A 13,462-nucleotide genomic window follows, 5' to 3' on the forward strand; every position below is an offset into this window, starting at 1 on the left:
GTCGTCGCAATACGGCGTGCCACGGCCTCCGGCGCGGCGTGTCGCCCACCGTCTCCGGGCCCCTGCACACCTGCGAATATGAGAGGTCTCTCATACGAATCTCACCGCCCAAGCGCTTCCGTCAGCCACACTTGAGTCATGGCTCGGTATAGCTGGTTGGCGATTCCGGCTGCGCTCGTCATCGCAGTCGGCATCTGGTGGAGCGCCGATCTGCTCATGCAGCCCGACAAACCAGCACTGGGTCCCGCCGTCGTCATCACTCCGTCCGGGACGCCAGACAGCACGCCCGGCGACGGAGACACGACACCGTCTGCTCCCCCGGAAACCACACCCCCCGGGGATGGTGCATCGACAGTTCCGCCCGCACCGCCGCTCGACGCCGGTGATGACGACGACGACGATGACGATGACGATGACGACGATGACTGAACGTCGCCGTGGTGTGACCGCGCGCACCCGCATCCTCGCGTGGATCCTTCTGCTCGTGACGATTGCCATCGTCGCGATCGTCGTTGTCACAGGGCGTTCGCTGTTCTCGCGCGCAGACTCACAAGTCGCAGCCGAGCTCGCCCACGAAGCCGACAAGTTCCGCGCATTCGCCACGAAGCCGGACCCGAGCACGGGGAAGGAGTTCTTTACCGTGCGCGAGCTTCTCACAAGCCACCTGCAGCATAACCTCGCCGAAGACAACGAGATGTTCTTCAGCATCATCGACGGTGTGGCTGACCGTCGAAGCGGAGGCGAACGCATCGCCCGGATCGACACCGACCCGGAATTTGTGCGCGAAGCGGCATCCGTCACCACGCCGACCTCCGGCTCGCTCGCCACGGAGGCGGGACCGGTCGAGTACGCGATCATTCCCGTGAGCGTGGACGGCGACCCGGCGACGGGGCAGCTCGTCATCGCCGAGTTTCTCGCCCCCGAATACGACGAAGCCTGGTCGACGATCTGGGTCATGTCCGTCGTCGCTCTCGTGTCACTCATGCTCGCGGGCGTCACGGGCTGGTTCATCGCCGGTCGTGTGCTCGCGCCAATCCGAGACGTCCGGTTGACGGCGGCGCGCATCACAGAAACCGATCTTGGGCGCCGCATCGACGTCGTCGGACACGACGATGTCGCGCAGCTCGCCGTTACCTTCAACCGGATGCTGGATCGCCTCGAAGCCGCGTTCGCCGGCCAGCGCCGCTTTCTCGACGACGCCGGACACGAGCTGCGCACGCCGATCACCGTGATCCGCGGGCATCTCGACGTCATGAGCGACGACCCCGAAGATCGCGAGCAGACGATGCATCTGGTTGACGATGAGCTGGAGCGCATGTCGCGGCTTGTAGACGACCTCATCATGCTGGCACGCAGTGAGAGACCCGACTTTCTGCTGATGGGGCCCACCGATGTCACAGATCTTGTTGTCGAGACGTTCGCGAAGGCCACAGCGCTGGCCGAACGCCACTGGAGCATCGACGAGACACCCGAGACGTTCGCCGTCGCCGATGCGCAACGACTCACGCAGGCGCTGCTGCAACTCGCCGCCAACGCCGTCGCCCATACCAGCGAGCGCGACAGCATTGCCCTCGGAGGCCACGTCGCAGACGACCGGATGCTGCTCTGGGTACGTGACACCGGAACCGGCATCCCCGACGACGATCGCGAGCGCATCTTCGAACGGTTCGCGCGCGGCAGCTCCGAGACCCGCCGCCAGGGCACGGGGCTCGGTCTCGCGATCGTGGCGCGCATCGCCGAAGCGCACGGTGGCACCGTGAGAATCGACTCGACGCCCGGACACGGCGCCACGTTCACTCTCGACCTGCCCTGGATCGACCCGAAGGAGCTTCCGTGAAACGAATCCTCATCGCCGAAGACGAAGAGCGTATCTCGTCGTTCATCCAAAAGGGTCTGCGGGCCAATGGGTTCCGGTCGGAGACCGTCACCGACGGACATTCGGCCGTGGAGTTCGCACGGTCGGGCGATTTCGATCTGATGATCCTCGACATTGGGCTTCCCGGACTCGACGGCTTCAGTGTTCTGCGCCGAGTTCGCGCCGATCGCAACGAGATGCCGATCATCATCCTGACCGCACGCGACGCGATCGAAGACACGGTCGCCGGCCTCTCCGGTGGCGCTGACGACTATATGCGCAAGCCATTCTCATTCGACGAGCTCCTCGCCCGCGTTCGCCTCCGACTGCGCTCTGAGTCGGCGGGCGAGGCGACGATCCTCAAGTCCGGCGACGTCTCCCTCGATCTGCGCACCAGGCGAGCGCTCGTCCGCGACGAGACCATCGAGCTCACCACCCGCGAGTACGCACTGCTCGAGATGTTCATGCGGCATCCAGACGAAGTGCTCAGCCGCCAGCAGCTGCTCAGCCAGGTGTGGGGATTCGACTTCGACCCTGGCTCCAACGTCGTCGACGTGTACGTCAGGTATCTGCGTTCCAAGCTCGGAACCGACCGCATCGAGACGGTGCGCGGGGCGGGTTACCGCCTGCTCACCCACTGAGATCCCGCGGCGAAACCGCCACATGTGATTTCTCTCATCTTCAGCTCACGCCTCCCTTACTCCGGCATCAGAGGCTGGAAGACAACACATCATCAGGGAGAAGAACATGTCACTTGCCATCGCGATCACCACCGATCTCGTCGCCATCACGCTTCTGGCCTACGTGCTGTACTTCCGGCGCCACCGCCGTCGCGACCTTATGCTCTCGTACATCGCGCTGAACGTCGGCGTCGTCGCCGTCACGATTGCGCTGAGTTCGGTCGAGGTCGGCATTGGGCTCGGCATTGGGCTATTCGGCATCCTCTCGATCATTCGTCTGCGCAGCGATCAAATCACGCAGCAGGAGATCGCGTACTACTTCGTTTCGCTTGCCCTGGGCCTTCTTGCCGGGCTGCAGCCGTCGCCGCTCTGGGTGACGCCGGCGCTCTCTGCGCTGATGCTGCTCGTCATGCTTGTCGTTGACAGCCCGCGAGTGGCACCGAGCACGCGCAGGCACACGCTCACCCTCGACCGGGCGTTCACAAGCGAGGCGGCCCTGACGGCCCACCTCGAGCAGCTGCTCGATGCCCGCGTGACGCGCGTCGAACTGCTCGACGTCGATATGGTGCGCGACACCACGCTCGTCGACGTGCGCTACAGCGACAGAACCGCACAGGTCGGCACGGCCGCTGACGCCCCGCGCATAACAGCGGGCTCGACGATGTTTCACGCAACTGAGCGCAGCACGGACGGAACGCCCACACAAGGACGTTTCGCCGGATTCCGTCCTGTTCTCGGCATTCTGTCCTTGTTCCGGAACACCGAATCGTCGGGCACCCGCGACCGCGCGCCGGTCGGCGTCGCCCCTCGGCAGCACGTGACCGAAGCCGCTGTTTCGCAGCACAGCCAGCCACTCCCGCACGACGGTGCCGCGGCGCACGCGAACGAGGCCGCCGTGCCAGCATCCGCCGAATTCACCAGCCACGCGGATGCTGTCAGCGACCGCGAACCGGTGACACGATGAGCGCGACAGCAGTCACCGCCGATCGGCGCCGCACGCGGCCCGCCGACAGCGCAACCCCGCTGCTCGATCACCTCGACGAGCTTGAACCGATCTCACTCGAGCAGCTCAACGCGCAGGCACGGCTCATGACCCGTGTCGACCGTAAGTACTTCGTTTCTCGCGCGACTCTCGCCGACCTGCTCCGGCGGATGCCGGGAGAGTTCCGCGTTCTCGAGATCGATCACACACGACTGTTCCGCTACAGCACCGTCTACTTCGATTCCCCCGAGTTCCGGTTCTTCCGTCAGCACGCGCAGGGCCGCCGCCACCGGTACAAGGTGCGCACACGCACGTACTGCGAGTCCGGCGACTGCATGCTCGAGGTGAAGTCGAAGGGCTACCGCGGGCAGACCGTCAAGGAGCGCATTGACCACGACCCCAACGCTCCTGCTGAGCTGACCTCGGCCGACCGCGCGTTCATCGAGAGAATCATCGGCGAGGATGCTGCACAGCTGCGTCCCGTCCTCGAGACGGTATACCACCGGGCAACGCTGTGCCACGACGATCAGCGGGTCACTCTCGACCTCGACCTGGAGTGCCTCGCAGACGGCGAGATGCACGCCGGGCCGCACGACGTCCTTGTCGAGACGAAGTCTCCCGCGGGTGCGGGACCGCTCGACCGGATGCTGCTGACCGCGGGTGTGCGCCCGCACTCCGTGAGCAAGTACTGTGTCGCTGCGTCGCTCCTCTATCCGCACCTGCCCAGCAATGCCTGGCGCCGCACACTGCGTCGCTACTTCGCGGCGCCCTCGTGCGCAGCGAGCAGCTGACTCAGGATGCTGGAGAGCGACGCGCGCTGCGACGAGCTGAGGCTCTGCAGCATCCGCTCTTCGTTGGCGACGTGATCGACCAGAGCTGCGTCCACGACGGCGCGCCCTTCGCGTGTGAGCTCGACTCGGATTGACCGCCGGTTTTCCGGATCGACCTCTCGCGTGACGTAGCCCTTGGCGACGAGGCGATCGAGCCGGTTCGTGATCGCGCCCGATGTCACCATCGTCTGCGCGGTCAGCTGGCCCGCGGTGAGCCCGTCACCGTGCGGATCGGCGCGCACGAGCGTTGCGAGAATGTCGAACTCTCCGCGCAGAAGGTTGTGTCTGTCGAACACCTGCCGCATTTGTGCATCATGCTCGCGCTCCAGGCGCGATATGCGCCCGATGATCCCCATGGCGCTCACATCGAGACCGGGTTTCACTGCATTCCACTGGGCAATGATCGTGTCGACGCTGTCCACTCTTTTCACACCCTTCAACGCTCAACTGTTTGACGTCGAGTCTAGTGCGCGTTACTCTCTTATCGTTCAAGTGTTTAACGTTAAGAGAAAAGATGAAGCAGACAACGCTCCTCACCGCGTTCGCCCCCGCTGTATGGGGCACGACGTACATCGTGACCACCGAGCTTCTTCCCGCCGGTCATCCGCTCTTCGCGTCGCTCGTGCGGGCGCTTCCCGCCGGGCTCATCGCCATTGCGATTGCACGACGCCTTCCCCACAGAACGTGGTGGTTCAAATCGGCCGTTCTCGGCATCCTGAACATCGGCGCCTTCTTTCCGCTGCTGTTCCTCGCGGCCTACCGGCTGCCGGGTGGGGTGGCTGCGACTCTCGGCGCGTTTCAACCGCTCATTGTCGCGCTGCTCGTCGTGCCACTGCTGGGCGAGCGCCTCTCGAGATGGCGGCTGCTCTGGGGCATCGTCGGTGTGATCGGCGTCGCTCTCGTCGTGCTTCGCTCGTCGGCGGCGCTCGATGTCGTCGGCGTCATCGCCGGGCTTCTCGGGCCTGTCTCGATGGGTCTCGGTGTGGTGCTGACCAAGAAATGGGGGCGTCCGTCCGGCGTCTCCGGGGTGGCTCTCGCGGGGTGGCAGCTCACCGCGGGAGGACTCGTTCTGCTTCCGATAGCGCTCCTCGTCGAGGGCGTGCCGACGGTGATCGATGCGGATGCCGCGCTCGGCTACGCCTGGCTCGGAATCGTGGGCGGACTCCTCGCCTACACGTTGTGGTTCAGCGGCATCCGATCACTGCCCGTCACCGCCGTCGCCGTGCTCGCACTGCTGTCGCCGCTTGTCGCCGCGGGTCTCGGAGCAGCGGTGCTGGGCGAGACACTCACCCCCGCGCAGCTCGTCGGTTTCGCACTCGCTTTGGCGGCAATCGTCGCATCCCAACTCACGCCACCGCGACGACGGATGCCCGACCCCACAACGCGCCCGGTCGACGCAGCTCTCTCGTCGACGAATCGCGCCCCTCATAACAGCTGAAAGGCAACAGTAATGGGTATCAGAACCGCCATCATCGGAGCAACAGGCATGATCGGCTCACGCATCGTGGCCGAAGCAGCTCACCGCGGGCACACGGTCACCGCCGCATCGCGCTCTGTCGAGCGGAGTCAAGAACCCACGGTGACCAGTCTCAACGCCGATGCCACCGACTCGACCGCTATGAGCGCACTCGCGCGTGAGCATGACGTCCTTATCCTCGCCACGCGGCCTACGCCCGGCGATGAACATCTGGTGCGCGGTCCCGCCCGGACGGTGCTCGCCGCAGCCCTCGAAGCGGATCGACGTGTCGTCGTCATCGGGGGCTCTGCCCCGCTCACGACGCCCGACGGTACGGGTCTCGTGATCGACGACCTCCGCTTCGTTCGCTCCGAGTGGCAGTCGATCGCACGGGCGAGCATCGAGCAGTTCGACGAATGCACACGCTCGTCCGCCGACTGGGTGTACGTCAGCCCGCCTGCCGTCATCGAGCCGGGCGAGCGCACAGGCTCCTACGTTCTCGGCACCGAGACACTGCTCGTCGATGAGACAGGCTCCTCGTGGATCAGCGCCGAAGACTTCGCCGTCATGGTCGTAGACCAGCTCGAAAAGCCTGAGGCGGGTTTCCGTCACCTCACAGCCAGGGCCGCCTCATGAGGAAACCACTCAACGGCATGCGCATCGCGCGGTAAGACTCGAGTCCGTCTCATCCGGCTCCGTCATCACTGAGGCCGGGCACGCTTCCTCGCGCGCCGAAACCTCCGCGGCAACGAGGCCAGCCCCCACAGCGTCACACGCCACATCGCCTCAAACACGATGCCGCCCGACATCTTCGAGCGGCCCTTCGTGCGCTCGACGAACGTGATCGGAACCTCGATAATGTGCAGCCCCGCACGATGCGCATGCCAGAGCATGTCCACCTGAAACCCGTAGCCCTGACTGTGCACGTCGTCACGCGGGATCGCCTGCAGCGCCTCGGCCGTGAACACGCGGTAGCCACCCGTCACGTCGCGGTACGGCATTCCCAGAATCCAGCGCGCGTAGGCGCCGCCCCCGCGCGACAGCATCCGCCTGTGCCACGGCCAATTCTCGATACCGCCGCCCGCGACCCAGCGCGATCCGAGCACGAGATCCGCTCCAGCATCCGCCGCTGCAAGCAGGTCGGGCAGCTGCTCCGGCAGGTGTGAACCGTCGGCATCCATCTCGACAAGTCGCCCGAACCCGTGCCCGATCCCCCACTCGAAGGCGTCAGCATAGGCAGCGCCGAGCCCCTGTTTGCCCGGGCGATGCAGGACGGAAATCTTGGGGTCGGATGCCGCGAGCTCGTCGGCGAGCTCACCGGTTCCGTCCGGTGAGGCATCGTCGACCACGAGTACGTGAGCCAGAGAAACCGCAGCTCGGACCCGCGCTATGACACCGGGTAAGTTTGCCTGCTCGTTGTAGGTGGGGATGATGACGAGCGTTTCGGCCACAAGCTCTCCCTCACTGTCAACTCGCGAACGGTGTGCGATCACCCAGCCTAATGGGGCGCAACTGTCTGCTCCTCGGGCAAGGACAGTTCTGCGTCTTGACTACCACCGATCATGCGCTTCATCACGGGCCGGAATGCTCGGGAAACGAGGATGCGCATTGTCAACTGCGCACAGAAGTTCCCGAGTTTGCTCCCGGGGACCATGAAACGGATCCCGCCGCCGGGCACCGCCTGCCCCGCTCGCGCGAACGGCGCAACTTTCGCAGCGTAGCGCTCGGCTGCTCGGGTCATGTCGTTGGGCGACGCTGCAACCTCTGCTGAGAGCAGACGAGCCCCGATGAGCGCCGTAGCCGTGCCCATTCCCGACAGCGGCGAGCCCGACGAGCTGGCGTCACCGATGAGCGTTACCCGACCGTGAACAAGGTCTGGAACATCGATGCGCACCAGCTCGTCGAAATAGAAGTCGTGAGCGGACTCGAGTGCTGAGAGCATCGCCGGGGCGTGCCACCCTGCAGAGCTGATCATGTGTCGCACGAGTGCCAGCTGCGCCGAGCGGTCCCGCCGCAGCCCAGAATCGCGCGCTGTGCGAATTGTCACGAGGACCATCGAGGTTGCCGGGTGCGATCCTGGTCGAATGCCGACCGCGGCTCCGGGCGCCGCCCGCATCGTGAACCACCCGGGCTCGATCTCGGGTGGCGTCGGCATTGAAAAGAAGGCTGTATAGCCACCGAGATAGGTTGAGAACTGCTCCTCAGGCCCGAAAACCATGCGCCTGGTTGCCGAATGGACACCGTCGGCTCCGACGACGAGCTCATATCGAGTTCTGGAGCCGCTGGCAAATGTGACGTCCGCGCCGTCGCCGTCCTGTACGAGATCGGAAATGCGGTCACCGTACCTCACGGTCAGCAGCTCGGGCACTGCGGAATTGGCTTCCTCGAGACGCTCGAGCAGAACGCGGTGAAGATCGCCGCGCGAGATCTCGATTTCGGCCACTGCACCTTTCCCGTCGTAGTCCTCCATCGACATGCGGGCGTGCACTCGTCCACGCGAGTTGACGTATGCAATGCCCTTTTCGTGCAGTTGGTGCGCTCGGATGCCGGGCATGAGGCCCATCCGTTCAGCAGCTTCGCGACTTGCGCCCCTCAGATCGACAACCTGCCCTCCTTCACGCGGCGCATCGTCTCTTTCGACCAGGGTTGTGCGAATGCCCCTCTCGACAAGGCATAAAGCGAGGGCAGTTCCAGCGATGCCACTGCCCGAGATCAGAACATGGGGATCGTGCTTTGTCATGGTGTGCACTCCTTGAACAATTTGTACGCTTGTCTTAGACATTTGTACACATCTTTTTGTGTTTTGTCTAATACAAATGTCTGAGACGGCGGACTAGAATCGGAGCATGGGAAACAGGGAAGACCTCCTCGCCGGAGCGCGACAGGTCATCATCGAGCGTGGGATCGCGAAAACGACCGCTCGCGATATCGCCGCAGCCGCCGGCGTCAGTCTTGCCGCGATCGGCTACCACTTCGGTTCAAAAGACCAATTGGTGACGGAGGCGCTCGTCGACGCACTCGGTACCGGGATCGGTGACGACGTCGAGAAGGTTGTGCTCGATAGTCAGGGATCGACGTTGCTCGATGCTTTCGCAACCCTGATGAACGAGCTTCCAACAGTATTCGCCGCAAATCGGGACGCTCTTCTCGCGAGCCTCGAGAACACCGTCCGCGTTCTGCGGGATCCGAGTGACAGCCGGGAATTACACAACGCTGTCATGGAGGGGCATCGCGGCATGGCGGAGAACCTGCTCATCGCACACCCTGAGCTCGACGAACGACAAGCGAACTCCGTCGCCCGCCTGTACTTCGTTCTCACGCAGAGCCTCGGCATTCTCTGGTTACTGAATCCGGAAGACCTTCCACGCGGAGAGGAACTCTCAGAGGCCGTCGCTGCGCTCAGCGGCGCTCAGGAGGGACCGCGTACGTAGCACCGCGAACCACTACCTGGCCGCGCCGAAGGAGCCTACCGGCCGCACAAACGTGAGTGGCTACGCGCGCAGCTCCGCGAGCACAGCGGCGAGCTGGTCAACGGCCCACTCGAGATCGGCCTGCTCGATCACGAGTGGCGGCGCGATACGGATCGTCGAGTCATGCGTGTCTTTCGCCAGAACACGCCGCGCCGCCAGACGCTCGCAGACCTCGCGACCCGTCGCCAACTGCGGGTCAATGTCGATGCCGGCCCACAGTCCCACGCGACGGTAGGCGACGATGCCCGCCCCCACGAGATCGGCGAGCCGCGCGTCGAGAATATCGCCCAGCACACGTGCCCGCTTCTGGAACTCGCCCGTGCGCAGCATCCTGACAACCTCGTGACCGACTGCCGCCGCGAGAGGGTTGCCGCCGAAGGTCGACCCGTGCTCGCCCGGTTGCAGCACGCCGAGCACGCTCTCCGACCCGACGACGGCAGAGACGGGGACGATCCCGCCGCCCAGCGCCTTGCCCAGCAGGTACAGGTCGGGCGCAACACCTTCGCGGTCGCAGGCAAACGTCGTTCCCGTGCGGCCGAGCCCCGACTGGATCTCGTCGGCGATCATCAGCACATTCTGAGCCGTGCACAGCTCGCGCACGGCCCGCAGGTACCCCTCGGGCGGCACAATCACGCCCGCCTCCCCCTGGATCGGCTCGAGCAGAACGGCGACCGTGTTCGCGTCGACGGATGCTGCCAGCGCGCCGATGTCTCCGAACGGAACCGTCCGAAAGCCCGGCGTGAACGGGCCGAAGTCCGTGCGCGCGTCGGCGTCATCGCTGAAGCTGACGATCGTGGTCGTCCGACCGTGGAAGTTGCCGCTCATCACGACGATGTTTGCCTGCTCAGCGGCAACCTCCTTGACGCGGTAGCCCCAGGCGCGAGCGACCTTGATGCCGGTCTCAACCGCTTCAGCGCCCGTGTTCATGGGCAGCACCATGTCTGTGCCGCACAGTTCAGCGAGCGCGTCGGCAAACGGGCCAAGGGCGTCGTTCTCGAACGCGCGGCTCACGAGCGTGACGCGATCGAGCTGCTCGTGCGCGACGGCGGTGAGCTGCGGGTTGCGGTGCCCGAAGTTGACAGCAGAATACGCGGCGAGACAGTCGAGGTACCGCGTCCCCTCACCATCCGTCACCCAGGCGCCCTCCCCCGCTCCGATGATGACCGGCAGCGGGTGGTAGTTGTGGGCGAGGTGTGTCATCAGCGTCGCAGTTCGAGGGTGCAGCACTTGACGCCGCCACCGCCGAGCAGCAGCTCGGAGAGGTCGACGCCAATCGGGTTGTAGCCCCGCTCACGCAGCTGAGCTTCGAAGCCCGTGGCACGCTTGGCGATCACGACGTTGTAGCCGTCCGAGATCGAGTTGAGGCCGAGGATGCGCGAGTCTTCTTCGCTGACGTGGATCGCGTCGGGGTAGCGCTTCTCGAGGATCGCCCGTGATGCGTCGTCGAAGGCGCTCGGCAGGTAGGCGATGTTCGCGTCGTCGTCGCCCGTGAGCGGGTCGAGAACCGAGATCGCGGTGTCGAGGTGGTAGAAGTTCGGATTCACGAGGTTGAGTGAGATCACCTCGCGGTCGAAGACCGTCGCGACCTCGCGGTGACTCTCGGTGCTGGTGCGGAAGCCGGTGCCCGCGAGGACGGTGTCGCCGACAAGCAGCAGGTCACCCTCGCCTTCGTTGATGTTCTTCGGCGTGACGACGTCGAACCCGTTGTCGCCGAACCAGGTCATGAATGCCGGGCCTTCGGGCTGGCGCTCCGGGTACGTGAACTTGGCCCCGTAGGCGACGCCGTCGATGACGAAGCCGCCGTTTGCCGTGTAGACCATGTCGGGCAGACCCTCGAGCGGGTCGATCAGCTCGATCGTGTGGCCGAGCGACAGGTAGGTCTCGTACAGGGTCTGCCACTGCGCGACGGCGCGTGCCGTGTCTGTCGGGTTCGCCGGCTCCATCCACGGGTTGATCCGATACGACACCGTGAAGTGCTCGGGGCGGCACATCAGGTACGTGCGCGGGTTCGGCGTGCGTTCGCCCGCGGATGCTGTCGCGGATCGTGTGCTGGACAGGGACTCAGTGCTGGTCATAGCGTCTCCAGTGAGTTTTTCAGATGCGGCGGACACTGTCCTCTTGGCCCGGCCGCGATACGCTCGGGCACGCCTCCACCTCAAGTCTGACACCGTCGGCACGCGAATGAGCCCGATCGACTGCAGGATTCGTGCGTTCTCGCCAGCAAATACGCAACTTTCGCCGGTTACACTGGCGCTTATGGACAATATTGACCGTGGAATCATCGATATGCTCCGGCAGAATGCGCGTGCCGGATACGGCGATATCGGGCAGGTCGTGGGACTCTCGGCCTCGGCCGTGAAACGCCGTGTCGACCGCCTTGTCGCAGATGGCGTCATCCGCGGATTCACCGTTCAGGTCGACCCCGCCATCGACGGGCGGCGCACCGAGGCATACGTCGAACTCTTCTGCCGCGGCACCGTGGCACCGGACGAGCTCCGGCAGATGATGAGCCATGTTCCCGAGGTCGTCGAGGCGTGCACGGTGTCGGGCAGCGCCGACGCCATGGTGCACATCAGAGCTCGCAGCATCCCGGCCCTTGAGGACGCCCTCGAGCGTGTGCGCGTGGCTCCGAACGTGGACCACACCCGGTCCTCCATCGTGCTCTCGCGCCTCATCGATCGCCCCATTGACTGAGGGTTCTACGCTAGGAACATGAGCGACCACGGCAACAGGAGACAGCGCCAGCTTCGCGCACGCCTGGGCGAGTCGTTGAAAGGGCTTGCCGGTGGAATGGTGCGCAGCATGGGCGTGCCCACGCAAAGAATCGCACTGCCCGGCAGTGACGACGCCATTTCTCAGCGCTACGCGCGCTCGGTGATTGAGCTGTGCCTCCGCGTCGGCGAAACCATGATCGCCACGGGTGCCTCAGCCGCCGACACCGTTGCCCAGGTTCTTCGGCTCAGCTCAAGCTTCGGCATCAGCGGCGTGCACGTCGACATCCATTTCAGCTCGATCACGGTGTCTGTACATCGCGGTCTCGACGAGGACCCGATCACGGTAATGCGCGTGGTCAAGGTGCGCACGACCGACTACACGCGGCTGCGTGACGTGTACCGGCTGATGGACGAGATCACCTCATCGAATGATCCAGTCGATCCCGATGTCGCCCGGCGGCACCTGAGCGAAATCCTTCAGCAGCCGCATCCGTATCGCCGCTGGATGATGTCACTCGGCAAGGCCGTCCTCGCCGCCGGCGTCGTCGTCATGTACGACGCGAGCTTCGTCGTCATCGTCGCCGCCGCCCTGTCCGCGATCCTCGCCGACATCGTCACGCGACGCCTCGATAAGTGGGGAATCTCCGCGTTCTTCGTGCAGATGGCCGCCGCTGTCGTCATCACCTCGATCGCCGCGCTACTGTACTGGGTTCAGAAGCTCGGGTTCGATTTCATGGCCCAAGTGCAGCCCACCGTCATCGTCATCTCCGGAATCATGCTGCTGTTGTCCGGCATCGGACTGACGGCGGCCGCCCGAGACGCGATCGACGGGTATTACATCACCGCGTCGTCACGCGGCCTCGAGGTGATCATGATGACGCTCGGACTCGCCGTCGGCATCTCGCTGACGATCGGCGTCGCCATTCGGCTGGGCATCCCCATCGACGTCGGAACCTCACTCGGCCGCACGGAGAACATGTGGGCTGGCGTTCTCGGCGCGGCACTCATTGGCGTCGGTTTCACCCTCACCTCCTACGTCCGCCTGATTATCGCGCCGGTCATGGCCGTGCTGGCCGGCGCCGTCTTCGCCGTCTACTTCATCATCCAGCCGCTCCTGGAGGGCCCGGGACTCGCCCCCGGCATCGCCGGCATCGCCGCGGGTGTTCTGAGCTACCTCGTCTATCGCTGGATCATGGTGCCAGAAGCCGCACTCACGATGGCGGCGATCATCGGCCTGATCCCCGGCCTGACTGTGTACCGCGGGCTCTACACGCTTATGGATGGTCCGCAGGGCATTGTCGCCGCACTCGGCGAGCTGTTCACAGCGCTTGCCGTCGGCATCGGCCTCGCGGCGGGCACCACAATCGGCGGACAACTCGCCCGTCGCAGCTTCGGCCTCGACCGGGCGGCCGAGATCTCGCTGCGCCGGTCGCGCCGCGTCAAGTAATGGGGATGCTCGGGGCTGTTGCCCGCAT

Annotated in this window: 15 protein-coding genes; 10 read left to right on the forward strand and 5 right to left on the reverse strand. The window is 64.9% G+C overall.

Going from position 1 to position 13,462, the window contains the following annotated elements:
- The first annotated feature begins 138 nt into the window (after positions 1-138).
- The 5 genes from OK352_RS01315 (at position 139) to OK352_RS01335 (ending at position 4,308) form a co-directional block, all read left to right on the forward strand.
- Positions 139-429 (forward strand): hypothetical protein, encoded by a 291-nt coding sequence (locus OK352_RS01315; RefSeq protein WP_265139583.1) that lies wholly within the window; start codon positions 139-141, stop codon positions 427-429.
- On the forward strand, positions 422-1,837 hold the full coding sequence (locus OK352_RS01320; protein ID WP_265139584.1) for a sensor histidine kinase: 1,416 nt from the start codon (positions 422-424) through the stop codon (positions 1,835-1,837). Before OK352_RS01315 ends, OK352_RS01320 begins: the two co-directional genes overlap by 8 nt.
- Positions 1,834-2,496 (forward strand): response regulator transcription factor, encoded by a 663-nt coding sequence (locus OK352_RS01325; protein WP_265139585.1) that lies wholly within the window; start codon positions 1,834-1,836, stop codon positions 2,494-2,496. The genes OK352_RS01320 and OK352_RS01325 overlap by 4 nt, the downstream gene beginning before the upstream one ends.
- Positions 2,497-2,602: 106 nt before the next feature.
- Entirely contained in the window at positions 2,603-3,499 is an 897-nt protein-coding gene (locus OK352_RS01330) for a DUF4956 domain-containing protein (protein ID WP_265139586.1), read from the forward strand.
- Positions 3,496-4,308 carry a polyphosphate polymerase domain-containing protein gene (locus OK352_RS01335; RefSeq protein ID WP_265139587.1) on the forward strand — a complete coding sequence of 271 codons (813 nt, stop codon included), beginning with the start codon at positions 3,496-3,498 and terminating at the stop codon, positions 4,306-4,308. Before OK352_RS01330 ends, OK352_RS01335 begins: the two co-directional genes overlap by 4 nt.
- Here OK352_RS01335 and OK352_RS01340 read toward each other — a convergent pair.
- The gene (locus tag OK352_RS01340) at positions 4,272-4,769 is read right to left on the reverse strand and encodes a MarR family winged helix-turn-helix transcriptional regulator (RefSeq protein WP_265139588.1); all 498 of its coding nucleotides are present in this window, start codon (positions 4,767-4,769) and stop codon (positions 4,272-4,274) included. The genes OK352_RS01335 and OK352_RS01340 overlap by 37 nt on opposite strands.
- A gap of 92 nt (positions 4,770-4,861) precedes the next feature.
- On the opposite strand from OK352_RS01340, the gene OK352_RS01345 reads away from it, so the two are divergent.
- Together OK352_RS01345 and OK352_RS01350 are read left to right on the forward strand one after the other, a co-directional pair.
- Positions 4,862-5,785: an EamA family transporter gene (locus tag OK352_RS01345; protein WP_265139589.1), complete on the forward strand. Its 924-nt coding sequence runs from the start codon at positions 4,862-4,864 to the stop codon at positions 5,783-5,785.
- Positions 5,786-5,797: 12 nt separating this feature from the next.
- Complete coding sequence (locus OK352_RS01350; protein WP_265139590.1) at positions 5,798-6,439, forward strand: NAD(P)-dependent oxidoreductase; 642 nt, start codon at positions 5,798-5,800, stop codon at positions 6,437-6,439.
- A 65-nt stretch (positions 6,440-6,504) separates the two neighbouring features.
- Here the strand turns inward: OK352_RS01350 and OK352_RS01355 are convergent, their stop codons facing one another.
- A complete protein-coding gene (locus tag OK352_RS01355) occupies positions 6,505-7,254 on the reverse strand; it encodes a polyprenol monophosphomannose synthase (RefSeq protein ID WP_265139591.1) in 750 nt (249 codons plus the stop codon).
- A 47-nt stretch (positions 7,255-7,301) separates the two neighbouring features.
- Positions 7,302-8,543, reverse strand: a complete 1,242-nt coding sequence (locus tag OK352_RS01360; RefSeq protein WP_265139592.1) for an FAD-dependent monooxygenase — start codon at positions 8,541-8,543, stop codon at positions 7,302-7,304.
- A 106-nt stretch (positions 8,544-8,649) separates the two neighbouring features.
- Here OK352_RS01360 and OK352_RS01365 point away from each other — a divergent pair, with 106 nt between their 5' ends.
- A complete protein-coding gene (locus OK352_RS01365; RefSeq protein ID WP_265139593.1) occupies positions 8,650-9,234 on the forward strand; it encodes a TetR family transcriptional regulator in 585 nt (194 codons plus the stop codon).
- Positions 9,235-9,294: 60 nt separating this feature from the next.
- On the opposite strand, the gene rocD is transcribed toward OK352_RS01365, so the two are convergent.
- Together rocD and ddaH are read right to left on the reverse strand one after the other, a co-directional pair.
- Positions 9,295-10,473 (reverse strand): ornithine--oxo-acid transaminase, encoded by a 1,179-nt coding sequence (rocD, locus tag OK352_RS01370; RefSeq protein ID WP_265139594.1) that lies wholly within the window; start codon positions 10,471-10,473, stop codon positions 9,295-9,297.
- On the reverse strand, positions 10,473-11,348 hold the full coding sequence (gene ddaH, locus OK352_RS01375) for a dimethylargininase (RefSeq protein ID WP_265139595.1): 876 nt from the start codon (positions 11,346-11,348) through the stop codon (positions 10,473-10,475). The genes rocD and ddaH overlap by 1 nt, the downstream gene beginning before the upstream one ends.
- Positions 11,349-11,529: 181 nt before the next feature.
- Here ddaH and OK352_RS01380 point away from each other — a divergent pair, with 181 nt between their 5' ends.
- Together OK352_RS01380 and OK352_RS01385 are read left to right on the forward strand one after the other, a co-directional pair.
- Positions 11,530-11,967 carry an Lrp/AsnC family transcriptional regulator gene (locus tag OK352_RS01380; protein WP_265139596.1) on the forward strand — a complete coding sequence of 146 codons (438 nt, stop codon included), beginning with the start codon at positions 11,530-11,532 and terminating at the stop codon, positions 11,965-11,967.
- Positions 11,968-11,985: 18 nt separating this feature from the next.
- Positions 11,986-13,434, forward strand: a complete 1,449-nt coding sequence (locus tag OK352_RS01385) for a threonine/serine exporter family protein (protein WP_265139597.1) — start codon at positions 11,986-11,988, stop codon at positions 13,432-13,434.
- Positions 13,435-13,462: the final 28 nt, after the last annotated feature.

Source organism: Microbacterium sp. MPKO10 (genome assembly GCF_026107415.2).
Classification (GTDB): Bacteria; Actinomycetota; Actinomycetes; order Actinomycetales; family Microbacteriaceae; genus Paramicrobacterium.

Bases quoted from the DNA above. Each gene is read 5' to 3' on its own strand.
- OK352_RS01315 (WP_265139583.1), top strand. From the start codon at position 139: ATGGCTCGGTATAGCTGGTTGGCGATTCCGGCTGCGCTCGTCATCGCA.
- OK352_RS01320 (WP_265139584.1), top strand. From the start codon at position 422: ATGACTGAACGTCGCCGTGGTGTGACCGCGCGCACCCGCATCCTCGCG.
- OK352_RS01330 (WP_265139586.1), top strand. From the start codon at position 2,603: ATGTCACTTGCCATCGCGATCACCACCGATCTCGTCGCCATCACGCTT.
- OK352_RS01335 (WP_265139587.1), top strand. From the start codon at position 3,496: ATGAGCGCGACAGCAGTCACCGCCGATCGGCGCCGCACGCGGCCCGCC.
- OK352_RS01345 (WP_265139589.1), top strand. From the start codon at position 4,862: ATGAAGCAGACAACGCTCCTCACCGCGTTCGCCCCCGCTGTATGGGGC.
- OK352_RS01350 (WP_265139590.1), top strand. From the start codon at position 5,798: ATGGGTATCAGAACCGCCATCATCGGAGCAACAGGCATGATCGGCTCA.
- OK352_RS01360 (WP_265139592.1), bottom strand. From the start codon at position 8,543: ATGACAAAGCACGATCCCCATGTTCTGATCTCGGGCAGTGGCATCGCT.
- OK352_RS01365 (WP_265139593.1), top strand. From the start codon at position 8,650: ATGGGAAACAGGGAAGACCTCCTCGCCGGAGCGCGACAGGTCATCATC.
- rocD (WP_265139594.1), bottom strand. From the start codon at position 10,473: ATGACACACCTCGCCCACAACTACCACCCGCTGCCGGTCATCATCGGA.
- ddaH (WP_265139595.1), bottom strand. From the start codon at position 11,348: ATGACCAGCACTGAGTCCCTGTCCAGCACACGATCCGCGACAGCATCC.
- OK352_RS01380 (WP_265139596.1), top strand. From the start codon at position 11,530: ATGGACAATATTGACCGTGGAATCATCGATATGCTCCGGCAGAATGCG.
- OK352_RS01385 (WP_265139597.1), top strand. From the start codon at position 11,986: ATGAGCGACCACGGCAACAGGAGACAGCGCCAGCTTCGCGCACGCCTG.